This is a genomic window from Rhodocyclaceae bacterium (assembly GCA_020248265.1).
In the GTDB taxonomy this organism is placed as follows: domain Bacteria; phylum Pseudomonadota; class Gammaproteobacteria; order Burkholderiales; family CAIKXV01; genus CAIKXV01.
On the sequence record JADCHX010000001.1, the window covers coordinates 124,399 to 142,880 of the forward strand.

Annotated in this window: 18 protein-coding genes; 8 read left to right on the top strand and 10 right to left on the bottom strand. The window is 68.2% G+C overall.

The annotated features are described in order from the left end of the window. Window position 1 precedes the first annotated feature (1 nt). From ING98_00645 to ING98_00675, 7 genes are all read left to right on the top strand, one after another. Window positions 2–1,108, top strand: coding sequence for an amidohydrolase (locus ING98_00645; GenBank protein MCA3100361.1), 1,107 nt, complete (start codon window positions 2–4; stop codon window positions 1,106–1,108). 35 nt (window positions 1,109–1,143) lie between these two features. Further along, complete coding sequence (locus tag ING98_00650) at window positions 1,144–2,145, top strand: tripartite tricarboxylate transporter substrate binding protein (protein MCA3100362.1); 1,002 nt, start codon at window positions 1,144–1,146, stop codon at window positions 2,143–2,145. 130 nt (window positions 2,146–2,275) lie between these two features. Then, window positions 2,276–3,244 carry a tripartite tricarboxylate transporter substrate binding protein gene (locus tag ING98_00655; GenBank protein MCA3100363.1) on the top strand — a complete coding sequence of 323 codons (969 nt, stop codon included), beginning with the start codon at window positions 2,276–2,278 and terminating at the stop codon, window positions 3,242–3,244. A 103-nt stretch (window positions 3,245–3,347) separates the two neighbouring features. Then, complete coding sequence (locus tag ING98_00660) at window positions 3,348–4,376, top strand: Gfo/Idh/MocA family oxidoreductase (protein ID MCA3100364.1); 1,029 nt, start codon at window positions 3,348–3,350, stop codon at window positions 4,374–4,376. 36 nt (window positions 4,377–4,412) lie between these two features. Beyond that, on the top strand, window positions 4,413–5,504 hold the full coding sequence (locus ING98_00665) for a hypothetical protein (protein ID MCA3100365.1): 1,092 nt from the start codon (window positions 4,413–4,415) through the stop codon (window positions 5,502–5,504). Between the two features lie 11 nt (window positions 5,505–5,515). Continuing rightward, window positions 5,516–6,328 carry a polysaccharide deacetylase family protein gene (locus ING98_00670; protein ID MCA3100366.1) on the top strand — a complete coding sequence of 271 codons (813 nt, stop codon included), beginning with the start codon at window positions 5,516–5,518 and terminating at the stop codon, window positions 6,326–6,328. Then, window positions 6,312–7,166 (top strand): polysaccharide deacetylase family protein, encoded by an 855-nt coding sequence (locus tag ING98_00675; protein ID MCA3100367.1) that lies wholly within the window; start codon window positions 6,312–6,314, stop codon window positions 7,164–7,166. The genes ING98_00670 and ING98_00675 overlap by 17 nt, the downstream gene beginning before the upstream one ends. Window positions 7,167–7,181: 15 nt before the next feature. Here the strand turns inward: ING98_00675 and ING98_00680 are convergent, their stop codons facing one another. Both ING98_00680 and ING98_00685 read right to left on the bottom strand, forming a co-directional pair. Then, complete coding sequence (locus ING98_00680; protein MCA3100368.1) at window positions 7,182–8,180, bottom strand: tripartite tricarboxylate transporter substrate binding protein; 999 nt, start codon at window positions 8,178–8,180, stop codon at window positions 7,182–7,184. Window positions 8,181–8,250: 70 nt separating this feature from the next. Continuing rightward, window positions 8,251–9,261, bottom strand: a complete 1,011-nt coding sequence (locus tag ING98_00685) for a tripartite tricarboxylate transporter substrate binding protein (protein MCA3100369.1) — start codon at window positions 9,259–9,261, stop codon at window positions 8,251–8,253. Between the two features lie 114 nt (window positions 9,262–9,375). Between ING98_00685 and cynR the strand changes: the two genes are divergently transcribed. Continuing rightward, a complete protein-coding gene (cynR, locus tag ING98_00690; GenBank protein MCA3100370.1) occupies window positions 9,376–10,269 on the top strand; it encodes a transcriptional regulator CynR in 894 nt (297 codons plus the stop codon). A 33-nt stretch (window positions 10,270–10,302) separates the two neighbouring features. On the opposite strand, the gene ING98_00695 is transcribed toward cynR, so the two are convergent. The 8 genes from ING98_00695 to ING98_00730 all read right to left on the bottom strand — a co-directional run bounded on the left by ING98_00695 (window position 10,303) and on the right by ING98_00730 (window position 18,395). Further along, complete coding sequence (locus ING98_00695) at window positions 10,303–11,724, bottom strand: FAD-binding oxidoreductase (protein ID MCA3100371.1); 1,422 nt, start codon at window positions 11,722–11,724, stop codon at window positions 10,303–10,305. A gap of 10 nt (window positions 11,725–11,734) precedes the next feature. After that, window positions 11,735–12,616: an NAD(P)-dependent oxidoreductase gene (locus tag ING98_00700; protein MCA3100372.1), complete on the bottom strand. Its 882-nt coding sequence runs from the start codon at window positions 12,614–12,616 to the stop codon at window positions 11,735–11,737. Between the two features lie 32 nt (window positions 12,617–12,648). Then, a complete protein-coding gene (locus ING98_00705; protein MCA3100373.1) occupies window positions 12,649–13,524 on the bottom strand; it encodes a cupin domain-containing protein in 876 nt (291 codons plus the stop codon). Between the two features lie 9 nt (window positions 13,525–13,533). Continuing rightward, entirely contained in the window at window positions 13,534–14,103 is a 570-nt protein-coding gene (locus ING98_00710) for a cupin domain-containing protein (GenBank protein MCA3100374.1), read from the bottom strand. A gap of 54 nt (window positions 14,104–14,157) precedes the next feature. After that, the gene (locus ING98_00715; GenBank protein ID MCA3100375.1) at window positions 14,158–15,177 is read right to left on the bottom strand and encodes a tripartite tricarboxylate transporter substrate binding protein; all 1,020 of its coding nucleotides are present in this window, start codon (window positions 15,175–15,177) and stop codon (window positions 14,158–14,160) included. 2 nt (window positions 15,178–15,179) lie between these two features. Beyond that, entirely contained in the window at window positions 15,180–16,202 is a 1,023-nt protein-coding gene (locus ING98_00720; GenBank protein ID MCA3100376.1) for a tripartite tricarboxylate transporter substrate binding protein, read from the bottom strand. 96 nt (window positions 16,203–16,298) lie between these two features. After that, entirely contained in the window at window positions 16,299–17,030 is a 732-nt protein-coding gene (locus tag ING98_00725; GenBank protein MCA3100377.1) for an SDR family oxidoreductase, read from the bottom strand. Window positions 17,031–17,033: 3 nt separating this feature from the next. Continuing rightward, the gene (locus ING98_00730; GenBank protein ID MCA3100378.1) at window positions 17,034–18,395 is read right to left on the bottom strand and encodes an amidohydrolase family protein; all 1,362 of its coding nucleotides are present in this window, start codon (window positions 18,393–18,395) and stop codon (window positions 17,034–17,036) included. Window positions 18,396–18,482: the final 87 nt, after the last annotated feature.

Here is an 18,482-nt window from a genome sequence, read left to right on the forward strand (position 1 = left end):
GATGGCGGTAGCGAAGAAGGCAGTGAAGAAGACGGCGAAGACCGCGGCGAAGAAGACCGTGGCCAGGCGTTCCACCGCGCTGGCATCGGCCGCGCGCAAGACCCGGGCCGGCGGACGAAGGATCGACGTGCACAGCCATGTCGTCCCTGCGGAACTGCTGCAGGCGATCGAGCGCGACCCGTCGCGCTTCCAGATGAAGATCGAATCGCGTGACGGCAGCCAGAAGATCGTGCGCGAGGGTGGCCATGCATTCCCGGTCTATCCGGAGTTCTCGGATCCTGCCGTGAAGGTCGCCGGCATGGACCGCAAGGGACTCGACGTCTCGTTCATCTCGCCGGCGCCGATCGTGATGATGTACTGGCTCGGCGTCGATGCGGCAGCCGAGGCCGCGCGCATCACCAACGACGGCATCGCGAACATGGTGGCGGCGCACCCGGATCGGCTGCGCGGCATGGGCACGCTGCCGATGCAGCATCCCGATGCCGCGATCGCCGAGCTCGAGCGCATCGTGCGCGACCACGGCTTCCGCTCGGTCGAACTGGGCACCTCAGTCGAGCACGAACAGTTGTCCGAGCCGCGCTTCCGTCCGGTGCTGAAGCGGGCGCAGGACCTCAAGGTGTTCATCTTCGCGCACCCGTATTCGTCGACGCCGGAGTGCGGCACCGAGAACTACCACCTGCGTAACCTGATCGGCAATCCGCTGCATAGCACGATCATGGTGGGCAACCTCATGTTCAGCGGCGCACTCGACGACCTGAAGACGCTGAAGATCGTGCTCGCCCACGGCGGCGGCTACATCCCCTACCAGATCGGGCGCTTCGTCCATGGGCACAAGGTGCGCAAGGACACGAAGCAGGACACCCGCACTTCTCCCGAGAAGATGCTGCGGCGGTTCTGGTACGACGCGCTGGTCCACGATGAGGCGGCTCTGCGCTACCTCATCGAACGCGTCGGCGCCGACCGGGTGGTGCTCGGGACCGATGCGCCGTTCGACATGGGGGAAGAGAATCCGCTGGAGCGGCTGAAGGCGGTGAAGCGGCTGTCGACCGCCGACCGCGAGCTGATCTGCAGCGGCAATGCGATGAAGCTGTACGGCGGAAAGCTGTAGCACCGCGGTACGGCGCATCCGGAGGAGGTACGTCGATGAAGAGGGATCGAAGGCAGGCGATCGACCTGCCCGCAGTCGCCGCGCTGCCGTGGCTCCTACTGCTGCCTGCGCTGGCGCAGGCGCAGGGCCCGGCGGTGGCCTGGCCGACGAAGCCGCTGCGCCTGATCGTGCCTTCGGGCCCGGTCGGGCCAAGCGACTTCCTCGCCCGGGCACTCGGCAACCGGCTGTCCGAGCACCTGAAGCAGGGCGTGGTGATCGACAATCGGCCGGGCGCCGGTGGCACGCTGGGCACCATGCTGACCGCGCGCGCAGCACCCGACGGCCACACGATCCTGGTCATGGGCATGAACAACTACGTGATCAACGCGACGCTGTACCCGCAGCTGCCGTACGACTCGTACAAGGATCTGATCCCGGTTTCGGTGCTGGCCGACGCACCACTGCTGCTCGCCTCGCATCCGTCGGTACCGGCGAAGAACGTGCAGCAGCTGGTCGCGCTGGCGAAGAAGCAGCCGAAGGGACTCGACTATGCGTCCGGCGGATCGGGCACCGGGCCGCACCTGGCGATGGAACTGTTCCTGGAGCGCGTCGGCGTGAAGATGGAGCACATCGCCTACAAGGGTGCCGGGGCGGCGCTCAACGAGGTGATGGGTGGCCAGGTCGGGGTGATCTTGGTGAACATGACCGCCGGCATCCCGTTCGTGCGCAGCGGCAAGCTGCGCGCGCTCGCGGTGACCAGCGCGAAGCGCTCGCCAGGCGCTCCCGAGATCCCGACGGTCGCGGAGTCCGGGTATCCCGACTACATCACCACCGGCCAGCATTTCGCGATGGTCCCCGGCGCCACGCCGCGGGAGATCGTCGCGCGGGTGCACCACGAACTGATCCGCGCGCTGAACACACCCGACGTGCGCGAGCGGCTGGCGGCCGAAGGCTCGGAGATCGTGGGCAGCAGCACCGAACAGGCGATCGCGATCGTGCGCGACGAAATCGCGCGCTGGGCGAAGGTGATCCGGCGGCTCGGCCTGAGTGCAAACTGATACACCCGGCATGCGTTGTGCTCGTCCACCGCTGGTTCCCATCCTCCCGTCGAAGGAAAAAATCGTGCATTGCAGCCCTGCCGCTACCCGCGCAAGCCGAGGTGCCACACGTCTGTCCAGGGTTGCGTTCATGGCGCTCGCCACCGTCCATGCTTTCATTTCGCTGACCGTCACCGGCGCCCGCGCGCAGCCCGCGCCGGCATGGCCGACGAAACCGGTGCGCCTGGTCGTGCCGCTGCCTCCCGGTGGTGCGGCCGATATCGTCGCACGCGTCGTCGCCGGGAAGCTCACCGAGTCGATCGGGCAACAGGTGGTGGTCGAGAACCGTCCCGGCGCCGGCACCAACATCGGGCCCGCTTTCGTTGCGAAGTCGCCAGCCGACGGCTACACCCTGCTGCTCGCGTCGGTGACCAACCATGCAGTATCGGTGAACGTGTTCTCCTCGCCCGGCTACGACCTGGCGAAGAGCTTCGCGCCGGTGGCCCTGCTCGCCAACGCACCGCACATCCTGGTCGCGCATCCGTCGCTGCCGGTAAAGACGGTGCGCGACGTGGTCGCGCTGGCCAAGGCACGCCCGCGCGAACTGTCCTTCGGATCTCAGGGCAGCGGCACCCTCGCCCACCTCGAGATCGAACTGCTGCAGGGATTGACCGGCGCCGAGTTCACCCATGTGCCCTACAAGGGCAGCGCGCCGGCAAAAGCGGATATCACCGCAGGCCACATCCAGCTGATGTTCGACTCCTATGCATCGGCCTCGTCGCTGCTGAAGGAGCGCCGGCTGCGCGTGGTCGCGATCGCCTCGGACAAGCGCTCGGCCTTCCTGCCGGAAGTCCCGACCTTCATCGAGTCCGGCATCAAGCAGTATGCGGCGAACAACTGGTACGGCCTGATGGCACCGCTCGGCACGCCGAAGGCCATCGTCGACCGGCTCGCCGACGAAACGGCGAAGCTGCTGCAGCTGGCCGACACGCGGGAGCGCTTCGCGGCGCTCGGGCTCGAGCTGACGCCGGGCGGGCCCGCTCGGCTTGCCGAAGTGGTGGCCAGCGACCTCGCGACCTGGGGGCCGGTCGCGAAACGCGCCAGGGTGAAGGTCGAGTAGGCACGTCGACGGCCCGGCCTGCAAGCAGCCGTCCCCGAGGCCACTGCAGGGCGCTGCAGGGGGCGGATGTATACTCCAGCCGGTGTTGAACGAGAGGACTGACTTGGCTGCAGGTCTGGAAGCAGGCGCCCGCAAGGTTCGCTGGGGCGTGGTGGGCCTTGGTCGCCTGGTCGAGCAGTGGATGGTGCCGGCGATCGCGCAGAGCCCCGGCTCGGAACTGGTCGCCTGCCTGGGCAGCTCGCCACTGAAGACGCGCGAGTTTGCCGCACGCCATGGGGTGTCCGGCATCCACGACGATCCGGAGTCGCTCGCGGCAGATCCCTCGGTCGATGCGATCTACGTCTGCACGCCCAATGCACTGCACGGCGCGGCCGTGTTCGCCGCGGCCCGTCACGGCAAGCACGTGCTGTGCGAGAAACCGCTGTCGATCGACCTGGCCGAAGCCGCGGCGATGGCGGATGCCTGCCGCGACGCCGGCGTGGTGCTGCGTGTCGCACACCAGATCCGGCTCGAGCCGGTGATCCGCCGCCTGCGCGAGGTGGTGCAGTCGGGCGAGCTGGGCGAACTGCGCGCGATCTCGCTCGAGCGTAACGGCCCGATGGGCGGTACGCGCGCACCATGGCGGCTCGACGTGCGCCAGGGCGGCGCACTGTTCGACATGGCGGTGCACCTGCTCGACCTGGTGCAGTGGGTGTCGGGCCTGCCCTACACCGAGGTGTCCGCGCTGTCGCATCCCGACCGGCGCAGCGGCCTGCCCGACGAGACGGTGACCGTGCTGGCGATGCTGGGCAGCGTCTGCCAGGCGGTGGTGCGCGCCACGCGCGAGATGCCGACGGTGCGCAACGACTTCGTGCTGCAGGGCACGCGCGGCATGGCGAGCACCTCGGCACTGCGCTGGACAGACCGACATGTGCTCACCATCGCCACGCCAGAGGGCAACCGCGAAGAGACGTTCACCGCCGCACCCTCGGCCTATCGCCTCGAGATCGATGCGTTCGAGGCGGAGCTCGCCGGGCGCCGTACCGACCTGCCCGACGGCGAATCGGGCGTGGCCCTGGTCGAGGTGACCCGCGCGATCATGCAGTCGATCGACGAACGCCGCACCGTGCCGATCACTGGCGCGCGGCACTGACCGGCCCGGCGCGGCCGAATCGAACTGGAGCAACGGATGTACACGCCCTTCCCCGTCCACGAGATCGAAGGCAGCGCGCACGACTGCGGCGAGGCGCACGGTCGACTCGCCGCCGAGCGCGTGCAGCAGACGCTCGACATCTACCTGCCGTCGTTCGAGCGCCAGGCCGGGCTCTCGCTCGCCGACACCCGCGCCCGGGCACGCACCTTCGCGCAATCGATCCGCGAGATAGACCTCGACATCCTGCATGAACTGGAGGGCATCGCCGCCGGCTCGAAGCAGGCCTTCGAGGACATCGTCGCGGTGAACTGCCGCACCGAACTGCTGTACGGCAGCGCGATGGGCCTGAAGCCGGCGACCGAGTGCACGACGATCGCCGTGCTGCCCGAGGCCGCGCGCGACGGCGGCGTGATCGTCGGCAAGAACTGGGACTGGCGCAACGGCTGCGTCGACAGCATCGTGGTGCTGAAGATCCGCCAGCAACGCAAGCCGGCGCTGACCCTGATCGTCGAGGCCGGCATGGTCGGCCGCGACGGCTTCAACGAGGAAGGCATCGCGATCTGCGGCAACCTGCTGGTGTCGAACGAAGACCGCGGCCATGTCGGCGTGCCGATCCCCATCCTGCGCCGGCAGGTGCTCAATGCGCAGCACTACTACGAGGCGATCGATCGGCTGGTACGCGCCCCGCGCGGCGCCTCCGGCAACTACCTGATCGCGCATCGCGGCGGCGTGGCCATCGACTTCGAGCTCTCCCCGAAGCAGGCCTTCCCGGTCTACCCCGAGCGCGGGCTGCTGACCCATTCCAACCACTTCCAGTCGGTAGTCGCGCAGTCCACCGGCGTGGCGAAGTTCTACACCGGCGACAGCCTGTACCGCGACTTCCGTGCGCGCCAGCTGCTCGAGCCGAAGATCGGTTCGATCACCGTCGACGACGTGAAGGACACGCTGCGCGACCACTTCGGGCACCCGCGCTCGATCTGCCGCCATCCGCACGACTACCCGGGGAGCGAACCGACGATGACGGTATCCTCGCAGGTGTTCGACCTCAAGAACAACCGGGTACATATCGCCGCAGGCCAGCCGTGCCAGTCCGAGTACCACTCGGTCGGCCTGCCCGGCAGCGACTGAAGGGAGCACAGATGAAGGGACGTTACCGCTGGCCCGACGGCGTGCGCTGCGCCGTCTGCCTGACCGTGGACTTCGACGGCCCGTCGCACGAGACCGGGCGCAAGCTGCGTCCGCTCGGCGCGAACGCCGTCGGCCGCTACTCCGGCCGCTGCGGCATGCCACGCTACATGGACCTGTTCGAGCGCCACGGCGTGCCGACCACGTTCTTCATGCCCGGCTTCGATGCCGAGTGCTATCCGGAACTGGTGCAGGAGGCGCATCGCCGCGGCTTCGAGATCGGCTCGCACGGCTACCTGCACGAGAGCTGGGAACTGGGCGACGAAGAAGAAGCATTGCTCGAACGCACCCACAACATCCTCACCGGGCTGATGGGCACGCCGCCGACCGGCTGGCGCTCGCCGTCTGGCCGCAAGAGCGCGCGCACGATGCGCGTGCTGCGCCGCCTCGGCTACCGCTACGACTCCAGCGACAAGGACTACGACCTGCCGTACATGGTCGAGATCGACGGCCAGCGCCAGGACGACATGCCGGAGCTGCCGAGCAGTGCCTACAGCCTCGACGACTTCCCGTTCTACCGCTTCAGCATGACGCCGCCTTCGGAAGTGCTCGAACACTGGAAGCAGGAGTTCGACACCCTGTACCACGAGAACGGCTACTACATGCTGATGGTGCATGCACGCAGCGGCTGGGGTTCCGGCACGCCGGCGCGCGCGCGCATCGTCGAGCAACTGATCACCTACATCAAGCGCCATGAAGGCGTGCGCTTCTTCAGTGTCGGCGGCCTCGCCGACTGGGTGAGGGAAAACCATGCCAGCTTCGACTAGTTCCCTGCCGCGGCTCGCCAGCCCGCGCTGGCCCGGCAACGCGCAATGCGTGGTGCTGGTCACCGTCAACTTCGATGCCGAGTCGGTCGACCTGACCGAGACGCGCGAAGAGAACCTGTACGGCCGCTACTCCTATGGCCGCTACGGCATGCGTGCCGGCCTCGCGCGCCTGCTCGATGCATTCGCGAACACCGGCACGAAGGCGACCGTGTTCGTGCCTGCCACCGACGCGCAGCGCCACCCCGCCGCGCTCGACGCGGTGCTGAAGGGCGGCCACGAAGTCGGGGCACGCGGCTACGCGTTCGAGGACCATGGCAGCCTGGGCGATGCCGAGTTCGAAACCCTGCAGCGTGCGCATGAAGCCCTTACCGCCGCCACCGGCAGCGCGCCGGTGGGCTGGCGCGCGCCGCGTGGCCTGCTCTCGCCCGCGACGCTCGGACACCTGGCCCGTCTTGGCTATCTCTACGATGCCAGCTTCGAAGACGACGACTGGCCCTACATCGTGCAGGCCGAAGGCGGCCGGCGCCTCGTCGAACTACCGCAGTTCCAGCCCATGCAGGACGCGACCTTCTACGAACCGCGCCACTCGCATGTGCGCGTGCTGAAGACGTGGAAGGAGGAGTTCGACGCGATGCATGCCGAGGGCACGCTGGTCACGCTGACCCTGCATCCGCGCGGCGACTACGGCTCGGGACGTGCGGCGCGGGCACGCGTGGTCGAGGACTTCCTCGGCTACATGGCCGGGCGGCCAGGCACCTGCTTCATGACCTGCCGCGAACTGGCCACGTGGTGGCTGGCGAACCAGCCCGGCACGCTGGAGGGCATGCCACCGGGCTGAGCCCCTCGGCTGCGCTCAGATCTCCTTCGCGATGCGCTTGATCAGCTTGCCATAGGCCTCGAAGTCGGCGCGCATCATCGCGCCGAACTGCTCCGGCGACAGCACGGTCGGCTCCATCCCCTGCCCGGTCCAGGCATCGCGGCCTTCGGTCGATCCCAGCACCTTGCCGATCGAGCCGTTCAGGCGCGTCACCACCTCGCGCGGCGTGTTGGCCGGCGCGACCACGCCCTGCCAACCGGTCATGCTGTAGCCAGGCAGGCCCGACTCGGCGATCGTCGGTACGTCAGGCATCGCCGGCACCCGCCTCGGGCCGGTGACCGCGATCGCCCGCATGCGGCCACCCTTCACATGCGGCAGCAGGAACACCGGGCTGTTCCACATCAGGTGGATGCGCCCGCCCGTCAGGTCGACCAGCGCCGCATTGCCACCGCCCCGGTAGGGCACGTGCAGGATGTCCACGTTACCCATCGCGCCGAACAGCACACCGGCGAGGTGGAACGCACTGCCGACGCCGTTCGAACCGTACGCGATCTCGCCCGGCCGCTTGCGCGCGAGGGCCAGCACGTCGCGCGCGGTCTTCACCGGCAGCGAGGGATGCGCGACCATCAGGAACGAGAACTCGCCGATCAGCGCCACCGGTGCGAAGTCGCGCAGCGGATCGAACTGCACCTTCTGCAGCCAGGGCGTGGCGACGATGCCCGAGCCCGGTCCGGCGAGCAGCGTGTAGCCGTCGGGCGCAGCCTTGGCCACCGCCTCGGCGGCGATTGCCCCGGTGGCACCGGGACGGTTGTCGACCAGAACCGGCTGGCCGTATTCCTCCGACAGGCGCTGCGCGAGGAAGCGACCGTTGATGTCGATCGAGGTGCCCGGCGCATAGCCGATCAGGATGCGGATCGCGCGCGCTGGCCACTTGTCGGCCGGCTGGGCCCACGCATGAGGCACGACTGCGACGGTGGACACGAGGCCAGCCGCGATGAAGACGGCGGAACGGATGCTGCGACGACGGCGGACCATGGCGGGACCTGCTGCAGATACGATCGGCCCACGATACAAGGCACCGCCGCGCAACGTCAAATCGGGCGCATTACTCCTGCTCCACGCCGGCCCGCTTGATCACCTTTGCCCACTTCACGATCTCGGCCTGCACGAATGACTGGAACTGGTCGGACGATCCGCCGCCGATGTCCCCGCCCTGGCTTCGGATCATCTCGCGCACCTTCGTATCGCCCAGCGCGCGCACCATCTCTGCGTTGACCTGGCGCACCAGGTCCGCCGGCATCGCGGCCGGGCCGAACAGGCCGAACCAGGCAAGCGCCTCGTAGCCGGACAAGGTCTCGGCGATGGCGGGAATCTCGGGTAGCACGTCCGAGCGTTTCGCCGAGGTCACGCCGAGCGCGCGTAGCCGGCCGGTCTTCAGGTGCGGCATCGCGGTGGTTATGTTGGGGAACATGCTCATCACGTTGCCACCGATGACATCGGTCATGCCGGGGGTGCTGCCCTTGTACGGGACGTGCAGCATGTCGACGCCGCCGAGGTCGGCGAACAACACGCCCGCCAGGTGCTGCGAGAAGCCGGTGCCGGCCGAGGCATAGGTGACCTGCCCCGGCTTCGCGCGCGCCAGCGCGACCATCGCCTTCACCGACTTCGCCGGGAAAGACGGATGGACCACCAGCGCGTTAGGCACGCTTGCCACCAGCATCAGCGCCGTGAAGTCGCGCAATGGATGGTAGGACAGCGTCTTGCGCAGGCTCAGGTTGATCGCATGCGTGCCGCTGTGGCCCATCAGCACCGTGTAGCCGTCCGGCGGTGCACGCATCGCGAGCTCGACGCCGATGATGCCGCTGCCGCCGGCACGGTTTTCGACCACGAACGGCTGGCCGAGGTTCTCGGCCATCTTCTGCACTACGGCGCGGGTGAGGATGTCGGTGCCGCCGCCCGGCGGACCGGGCACGATCGCGCGCACCGGGCGGTTGGGCCATGACTGGGCGGAGGCCGTGCTGCAGGCAAAGGCGACCACCAGCGCCGTTCCGGCGGTGAAGCCAGCCAGCCAACGGAGCCGTTCGGCCCGCGCACAGGGTGCATCGCATGCTTCCATCTTGCTCCTCGCTTGCCGGCCGCCCCTGTCGACCCGGACGTACCGTGCTTCATGTGCCGTATGATGATGCCACAGCCTCCGTTGGCTGCACCAAGGGCAACGATGCGTCATCCCATGGAACTCCGCCACCTGCGCTACTTCCTCGCGGTCTCCGAGTCGCTCAGCTTCACGCGGGCGGCGGTCGCGCTGAACGTCACCCAGCCCACGCTGTCGCAGCAGATCCGCCAGCTCGAGGACGGCGTCGGCTGCGCGCTGCTCGACCGCGTCGGCCGGCATGTCCGCCTCACGGCGGCTGGCGAAGTGTTCCGCGAACATGCGCAGCGCGTGCTCAACGAGATCGACGCCGCCGAGAACTCGCTGGCGGAGCTGCAGGGACTGATGCGCGGCACGCTGCGCATCGGCGTGTTCCAGTCGTTCAACAGTTCGCTGCTGCCGCCGATCCTCGGCGCTTTCAGCGAGGCCTACCCGGACATCCGCGTGGTCGTGCGCCAGCTGCCCACGCGCGAGATGGAAGCGCACCTGGTGCGCGGCGACCTCGACCTCGGCATCGCCTACGTGACGCCGGAATCCTCTCGCATCGAATCCGAGAAGCTGTTCGAGGAAGCGATGACGCTTGTCGTCTCCGACACGCACCGCTATGCGCGCCGGCGCGAGATCACCGCCGGGCAACTCGCCGACCAGCCGCTCGTCGTGCTGACGCGGCAGTTCCCGTCGCGGCTGCTGGTCTCGCAGTGGTTCGCGGAGGCCGGCGTCGAGCCGCGGGTGCGCATCGAGATCGACTCCACCGACACCATTTTGGCGACCGTGCAGCGGAGTAACCTGGCGACGATACAGACGCACCGGATGGCGGCGATCTTCCCTCGGCTGCGCTGCATCCCCCTCAAGCCCAGGCTCACCCGCAGCGTCGCGATCCTGTGGTGCGGCGGTAGCGAACGCTCGGCCGCCGCCCGCGCGATCGCGGCGATGATCCGCAAGGCCTACAGCCGGCAGCGCCCCGCGCCGGGCTGAACCCGCAGCCTCCAGCACCCGCCTGAATCCGGCTCAGACCACCTTGCCCGGGTTCATGATGCCCTGCGGATCGAGCACCGCCTTCAGCCGGTGCATCACCGCGAGCTCGACGGCGCTCTTGTAGTGGGACAACTCCGCGACCTTGGCCTGGCCGATGCCGTGTTCCGCGCTGATCGACCCGGCACGCTCGTGCACCAGCCGGAACACCACTTCGTTGACATCGGTCGCCGCGATCGCCACCGGGTCGTCGCGCATCCGGCCCGGCACGTAGCAGTTGTAGTGCAGGTTGCCGTCGCCGATATGCCCGAAGCAGACGACCCGGGTGCCGGGAAACGCCGCTTCGAGCCGCGCGCCCGCCTCGTCGATGAACGACGGGATATCGCTGGTCGGCACCGAGATGTCGTGCCGGTAGAGCAGGCCTTCGACTTTCGACGCATCGGGGATCGACTCGCGGATGCGCCACAGCGCCTGAGCCTGCGCATCGCTTTCGGCCAGCGCCGCATCGCTCACCAGCCCGGCCTCGACCGCATCTCCGAGCGCCTGCTCCAGCGCCGGCCGCAGGTCGGACTCGGTGCGCGGATCGTCGACGTTGGTCAGCACGTACCACGGCGAGGCCGTCGGCAGCGGATCGCGCGTACCGGGGATGTGGGCGAGCACCAATTCGATGCTGAAGCGCGAGATCAGTTCGAATGCGCTGACCCGGTTGCCGACCTGCTCGCGCAAGCGACCGAGCAGCGCGATCGCGGCGGCAGGATCGGGTACGGCGGCGAACGCGGTGACCGAGGTGCGCGGCATCGGGAACAGCTTGAGCACCGCACCGGTGATCACGCCGAGCGTGCCTTCCGAGCCGATGAACAGCTGCTTCAGGTCGTAGCCGGTGTTGTCCTTGCGCAACCCGCGCAGGCCGCCGAGTACGCTGCCATCGGCGAGCACGACTTCCAGCCCGAGTGCGAGGTCGCGCGTGTTGCCATAGCGCAGCACGTTCACCCCGCCGGCATTGGTCGCCAGGTTACCGCCGATCTGGCAGCTGCCCTCCGCGCCCAGCGACAGCGGAAACAGCCGGCCCGCGGCAGTGGCGGCCTGCTGCACCGTGGCCAGCACGCAACCGGCCTCGACGGTGATCGTGTCGTTCAGCGGATCGAGCGCGAGCACGCGGTTCATGCGCGACAGCGACAGCACGATCGTGCGACCGTCCATCGTCGGGGTCGCGCCGCCGCACATGCCGGTGTTGCCACCCTGCGCGACTACCGCGGTGCCGGTCTCGGCGCAGGCGCGCACGACCGCCGCGACCTCTGCCGTGCTGCCCGGACGCACCAGCGCCAGCGCGCGCCCGTGGTAGAAGCCGCGCCAGTCGCTCAGCGCCGGCGCGACGTCGGCCGGGTCGGTAAGCACGTTCGCGCGGCCGACCGCCTGCGCGAGCTTCTCGACCAGCGCCTCCGCCGAGGCGGGGTCCATCCCGGGCGCGTCATTCATCGCGCACCCGCGCGGCACGTTCGCCGATCCACTCGGCCAGCGCGGCCCAGTCGCGTTCGCCCCAGCCGTCGCCGATCGCGGCGAGCATCTGCCCGCGGATCAGCGCGGCCGTCGGGAGCTCGGTATCCAGTTCCATGGCTGCCTGCATGCTGAGTTCGATGTCCTTGAGCCCCAGGCGCATCGGCAGCAGCGTTTCGCGCGACCGTGCGACCAGGTAGCCGCCATAGTACCGGTAGGCGGGTGCGTCGAGGGACGTGTTGACCAGTACCTGCAGGAAGCGCTCCGCCTCGACCCCACCCTTGCTGCACAGCGCGAACGCCTCGCCCAGCCCCTCGATCACGTTGGCGACCAGGAAATTGCGGGCGATCTTCACCAGGTTGGCCTGTTCCGGGCGCGAGCCGACCTCGAAAACCTGGCGGCCGATGGTCTCCAGCGCCGGTCGGCAATCGGCGATCGCTGCGGCATCCCCGGCGACGATCACGTCGAGTTCGCCGCGCGCCGCGAGCGGGGGGCGGCCGAACAGCGGCACCGACAGGTAGCGGCGTCCGGCTTCGGCGTGGGCGGCCGCCAGCCGGCCGCCCATCGCATAGCTGATCGAGGCCATGCAGGCATGAACCGTCTGCAGAGGCAGGCCCGGGATGCGCTTGCCGTCTAGCCAGATCGCCTCGACCGCCTTGTCGTCCGGAACCAGCGTTATCACGAGATCGGTGTCGAAGGTGTCCTCGAGCGTCGCCGCATGGGTCGCCCCGCCTGCCACCAGCGGCGCGACCGACGCCGGGTCCAGGTCGAACACCCGCAGCGAATGGCCACCGTCGAGCAGCCGCCCGCCCAGCGCCGTTCCCATGCGGCCGGTACCGATCAATCCGATCTTCATCGTCAGGGCCTCATCTTCAACGCTTCGCCGCTCTAATTGGCCCGGTTGTGCAGGCGCGACTGCTCGCGTTCGTCGTCGGGCATGTCGTCGATCCGGTGCTCCAGCCAGTCGGTCGAACGCACGCTCGCATAGCGCGCCCCGCCTTCGGCGGCTGCCAGCCAGAACGGCTGCCCGCGCCGGACGTGCATCACGTCGCCTGGTACCAGCCGGCGCCGCTCACCGTCGAGCGACACCTCGAGCATGCCGCGCACCATGTAGAAGAACACCTCGTGCGGCGCGGGCGATTCGGCCGTCGGCGCCTGCCCGGCACGCGGCGCATCGACGAACGCGAAAGCAAGGCGCTCGCCCTCGATCGTCGTCTCGCGGCGCCCGGAGATGGCCGGCGCATCGAACCCCTCGATGACCGGATGGAAGCAGGTGTCGATGCCCTCGACCACCATGCTGCTCGACCCCTTTTCGCGATGGCGGGTCGCTCCGTCGCCGCGCTCGCCAAGCTTGCCCTTGCCCTGCTCATGCAGCCGGTTGATCTCGTCGATGGTGAGCGCCCGTTCGGGCACCTTCTCGTCGACGGCAAGGCCGACCACGGTCCAGGTCTTGTCCTTCATGTACAGGTAGGACAGGTCGCCATCCTCGGTGGCGCGCATCGAGTGCCGGGCGAAGGCCGGTGCATGCACGAAGGTGCCGGGCGCCACCACCCGGCGGTCCTTGCCGACCACGGCATTGATCTTCCCGGCGACCGGGAAGATCAGCAGTTCGTTCGGATGGTAGTGCAGCTCCGAACCGGTACCCGCGGTCTTGTTGACCAGGCAGAACCACAGGTAGTCACCTTCGATCACCGGCCCGCGGGCCGTGGAAAGGTCGGGCGTGAGGTAGCTCTGCTCGATCGCTTCGAACCGGTGGAAAGGCATGTTGGCTCCTCAGCGTGCTGCAGTCTTCGTGGACTTCTCTTTCTTCGCCTTCTTCGCACCGGCACCCTTGCCGCGTCCGAAACCCGGCTCGTAGTGCGGGCCGGACATCGTGCCGTCCACCGCCATGCCGATGATCCCGTGCGAGAGGTCCTTGATGGCGATGAAGATCACGTCCTCGTCCGGGGTGGACACCAGCGTATGCGGTGCATTGGCCGGGATGTAGATCATCGAGCCGGCCTTGGCAACCACTGGCTTGCCGTTGACCGAACCCTTCAGCGTGCCCTTCACCACGTAGTTGAACTGTTCGTTCGGATGCGTATGCATGCGCGAGCCGGTACCGCGCGGCTTGTCGATCCAGCCCACCAGCATGCGGTCTCCCTCGACCACGCCGCCGGCCGAGGTGGAGTACCCGGTACCAGCCGGCACCTTGGTGAGCTTGGACATCTTGAACAGGTAACCGTTGGAGCCGCCCGCCTTCAACGCGCCCTTGGTCTTGGTCTTCGAGGAGCGCTTCGCCGGTGCTGCCTTGCTCACGACCTTGCGTACGACAGTCTTCTTCTTCGCTGCGGTGGCTTTCATCTGCATCCTTTCGTGTTCACGGGGAAAAATCGGAGCGAGGCTGTTCGGGGCCTGTCAGTCGTCGGTGATCTTCGCTTCGCGTATGACTTTGCCGAAGCGTGCGATCTCGCTGTCGACGAAGGTGCGGAAGGCGGCTGGCGTTTCGCTGGTGACAACGGCCACCCCGCCGCCGAGCAGGCGTTCGGCGACCTCGGGCTGCGCCATCGCCTTGTTCACGGCGTCGAAAAGGCGCGCCACGACCGGCGCCGGCGTGCCGCGCGGCGTGAACACGCCCTGCCAGGAGCCGATCTTCATGTCGGGGAAACCGGCCTCGACCATGGTCGGCACGTCAGGCAGGCCGGCGACGCGCGCGGGCGCGACGACGCCGAGCAGGCGCAGCTTGCCCTGGCGCGCGAAGTTGACCGTCGAAGACAACGTGAGGAAAGCGACCTGAGTCTCGCCCCCCATCAGCGAGGCTGCCGCCGGACCCGCACCGCCCTTGTACGGCACATGCACCATGCGCGTCCCGGTCGCACGCATCAGCAGTTCGGTCTCGAGCCGGTTCGCGCTGCCCGCGCCGGACGAGGCGAAGTTGTACTTGTCCGGATGCGCACGCAGCAGGGCGACCAGTTCCTTCACCGACGTGGCCGGCACCGACGGATGCGTGACCAGCGAGCCCGGCACGTCGACCACCTGGCTCACCGGCACGAAGCTGCGCGTGGGATGGTGCGCGAACTTCGGATAGAGCGACGGATTGATCGCCATGGTGCCGACATTGCCGAGCAGCAGCGTGTGCCCGTCTGGCGATGCCGTGGCGGCGACCTCGACGCCGATATTGCCGGCGGCACCAGTGCGGTTGTCGATCACCACCTGCTGCCCAAGTTCGGCGGACAGCCTGGGCTGGATGATGCGGCCGACGAAATCGGATGCACCGCCCGGTGCGAACGGCACCACCACGCGCACCGGACGCTGCGGCCACGCCTGGGCAGGAGAAGCGGCGACGGCCGGCAGGGCGACCACGGCGAGCATCGCCACGACCATTCCGGCAACGGCAGGCAGGTGCCGGCGATGGATGCTTCGAGTACGTGTATGCATGCTCATTGCGCCCGGATGTTCTGCGCCTTGATCAGTGCACCGAACGCCGCCATCTCGCTCTTCACCAGCGCGGCGAGTTCCGCAGGCGTGCTGCTGACCGCCTCGACGCCAAGCGCGGTGAACCGGTCCCGGACTTCCGCACCCTGCAGCGCCTTCACGAGCGTGGCGTTCATCTGCGCGATGATCGGCGCCGGCGTTCCGGCAGTGACGAACAGCCCCCACCAGTTCGCGATGTCAAAACTGGGCAACACCTCGCTCACCGTCGGCATGTCGGGCAGCAGCGGGAAGCGCTGCCCGGAGGTGACGGCCAGCGCCCGCAGCTTGCCTGCCTTGACCTGGGTCAGCGCCGGGGCCATGTCCGAGAACACCACCTTGACTTCGTTGGCGACCAGCGCATTCATCGTCAGCGGCATGCCCTTGTAGGCGATGTGCGCCATCTCGGTGCTGGTCATGCTCTTGAACATCTCGGTGGCGAGGTGGGCGATGGTGCCGATGCCCGACGAACCATAGTCGACCTTGCCGCCTTCGGACTTGACCCAGGCGACCAGCTCCTTCATCGACTTCACCGGCACCGTGGGGTGTACCACCACGAGCTGTGGCGCGCGTGCGACCAGCGTCACCGGCGCGAAGTCCCGCAGCGAATCGTAGTTGACCTTGATCAGCAGCGGATTGGTCGAGATCGGGGCCGCGTTACCGACGAACACGGTGTAGCCGTCGGGCGGCGTCTTGGCCGCGATCTCTGCGCCGAGACTGCCGCCCGCCCCCGGTCGGCTGTCGACCAGGACCGGCTGTCCCCACGCCTCGGTCATCTTCTGGCCCATGACGCGCGCGATGATGTCCGACGTGCCCGCAGGCGGGAACGGCACGATCATGCGGATCGGCTTGGCGGGAAACGCGGGCGCCTGTGCGATGGCAGCGCCAGAGCCGACCCCGACGAGCGCCGCACACAGCGCGGCTGCGCTGGTGCACAGCGTGGACGGCGCATTCCAGCGACGCTGGGCGCCGGGCGAACAGATGGTGTTCATCATGCTTCCTCCTTTGGACGACATGTGCGCCTGCGCGCTGGACGTTCCGGTCTCTGCCGGCTCCGTTCCCCCTGCACTACGTGCTGCTGCCCCCGTTCATTGGCCGCCCGTCCCGGTAACGCTGGTGCCACCACAGACGTACAGCAGCTGGCCGGTGACATACCCGCTGCGCCGGTCGAGCAGGAACCCGGCGGCATGGGCGATGTCCTCGGGCGTCCCCACACGCCCGACGAGGATTCCGTCGATCACCCGCTGGCGCTGCGTACTGCCCGGCGGATGGCCGTTGTCGAAGAGTTCCGACGCGACGGGACCGGGCGCGATCGCATTGACCGTCACGCCGTCGGCCCCCGCCTCGACCGCCAGCGAGTTCGTCAGCCCGACCAGCCCCGCCTTGGTGGTGGCATAAGCCGCGCGGCCGACCTTCCCCAGCATCGCGCGCGAGGCAATGTTCAGGATGCGGCCGTAGCGCGCTGCGCGCATACCCGGCAGGAAAGCCTGCGCGAGCACGATCGCCGCCGCGAGGTTTATCGAGAACACCTGGTCGAGGTCTTCGTCGGTGACCTGCTCGATCCGGCCGGGCCGGTTCACCCCCGCGTTGTTCACCAGGTAGCGCACCGGGTGGGCCTGAGCCACCTCGGCCGCGACCTGCCGCGCCGCCGTACGGTCGGAAAGGTCCACCGCACGGAAGGACAGCCGGGGATGGGTGTACGACGGCGGCCGCCGCTGCAGAGTGACCACGTCGTGGCCCTGCTCGAGCAGCACCCGGGCGATCGCCGCGCCGATGCCGGCGCTAGCCCCGGTGACCACCGCCGTTTCCCCCGTGGCCATCGGTTACAGGTAGTCCATGATCTTCCAGCTGCCGGGCGCGGCATTGACCACGTTCTTCGAATGCCCGGGTCGGCGGTCCGCGTAGACCTTGCCTTCCTTCATCACGATCTGGATGTTCTGCTTCGCCTGCAGGCACTTGATGTCCGCCAGCGGATCGCCGTCCACAGCGATGAGGTCGGCGAGCTTGCCGGCCTCGAGCGTACCCAGGTCACGGTCGAGCTTCAGTGCTCGCGCGGCATTGAGCGTGGCCGTCTGCAGCGCATGCATCGGTTGCATGCCAAGGTCGACATACAGCCCGAGCTCGCGCGCGTTGGTCCCCATCTCGGGATCGAAGCCCATGTCGGTGCCCATCGCGATGTTCACGCCCCTGGCGTACATCTTCTGGAAGGTGTCGAAGCAGTTCTGCTGGATGCTCTTCATCTTCTTGATCACGAACATCGACGTGCCCTGCTCACGGCGCAGTTCGATCGCATGGTCGGTGCGGTGGGAGAGCGTCGGCGTCACGTACACGCCTGACTCGCAGATCAGGTCGATGGTCTCGTCCTCGTGGAACACCATGTGCTCGAGCGTATCGGCACCAGCCTTCAGCGCCATGCGCTGCGCGGATGGCGTGAAGCAGTGCACCGCACAGGGCTTGTGCATCGCATGCGCCTCGTCGACCAGCGCGTCGAGTTCCTCCTGCGTCATGTTCCGGATGTCCGGCTCTTCCTTGTCCGTACCACCCCCGCCCGAAGCGCAGGTCTTTATGATGTCGCACCCGGCGAGCATGTTCGTGCGCGCCAGCTTGCGCAGTTCCCACGGCCCATCGGCCGTCTGGAAGCCCACGCGCAGCGCGGCGCGCGGCTGGATCAGGTCGAGGTGGGAGCCGGTGATCGAGGTGAAGGCGGCCACGAGCATGCGCGGCCCCTCGAGGATGCCGGCGTCGAACGCGTCACGGATCGCACAGGCCTCGTTGACCAGCAGCCCCCGGCTCGCCGCCAGCCCCATGTCGCGCAGCGTGGTGAAGCCCATGTCGAAGCAGAGCTGCGCATGGAACACGCCATACATCTGCTGCAGCTCGGGCGTGATCTCCCACTGCGCGACCCGGAAGTTGTGGAAGGTCAGGCAGTTGAACATCATCGTGTGGATGTGGCAGTCGAGCATGCCTGGCATCAGCGTGGCGCCGCCGCAGTCGAGCACCTGCGCGCCCTCGGGTATCCGGATCGACTGCCGGTTGCCGACGGCGAAGATGCGCTTGCCGCGGATCTCCACCACCGCATCGCGGATCGGCTCCGCGCCGGTGCAGTCGATCAGCCGCGCGCCCGTCACGAACAACGGGGTCGCGTCTGCGCCGGTGTCCCCGGGCTGGGGTTCGTTCCTGCTCATGGGTACTGCCTCCTCTGGAATGCCGTCGTCCGTGCTGCATGGCCCGGGCGTCCGGCCGGATGTTCCCTGCCCCGTTCTGCGGGGCGC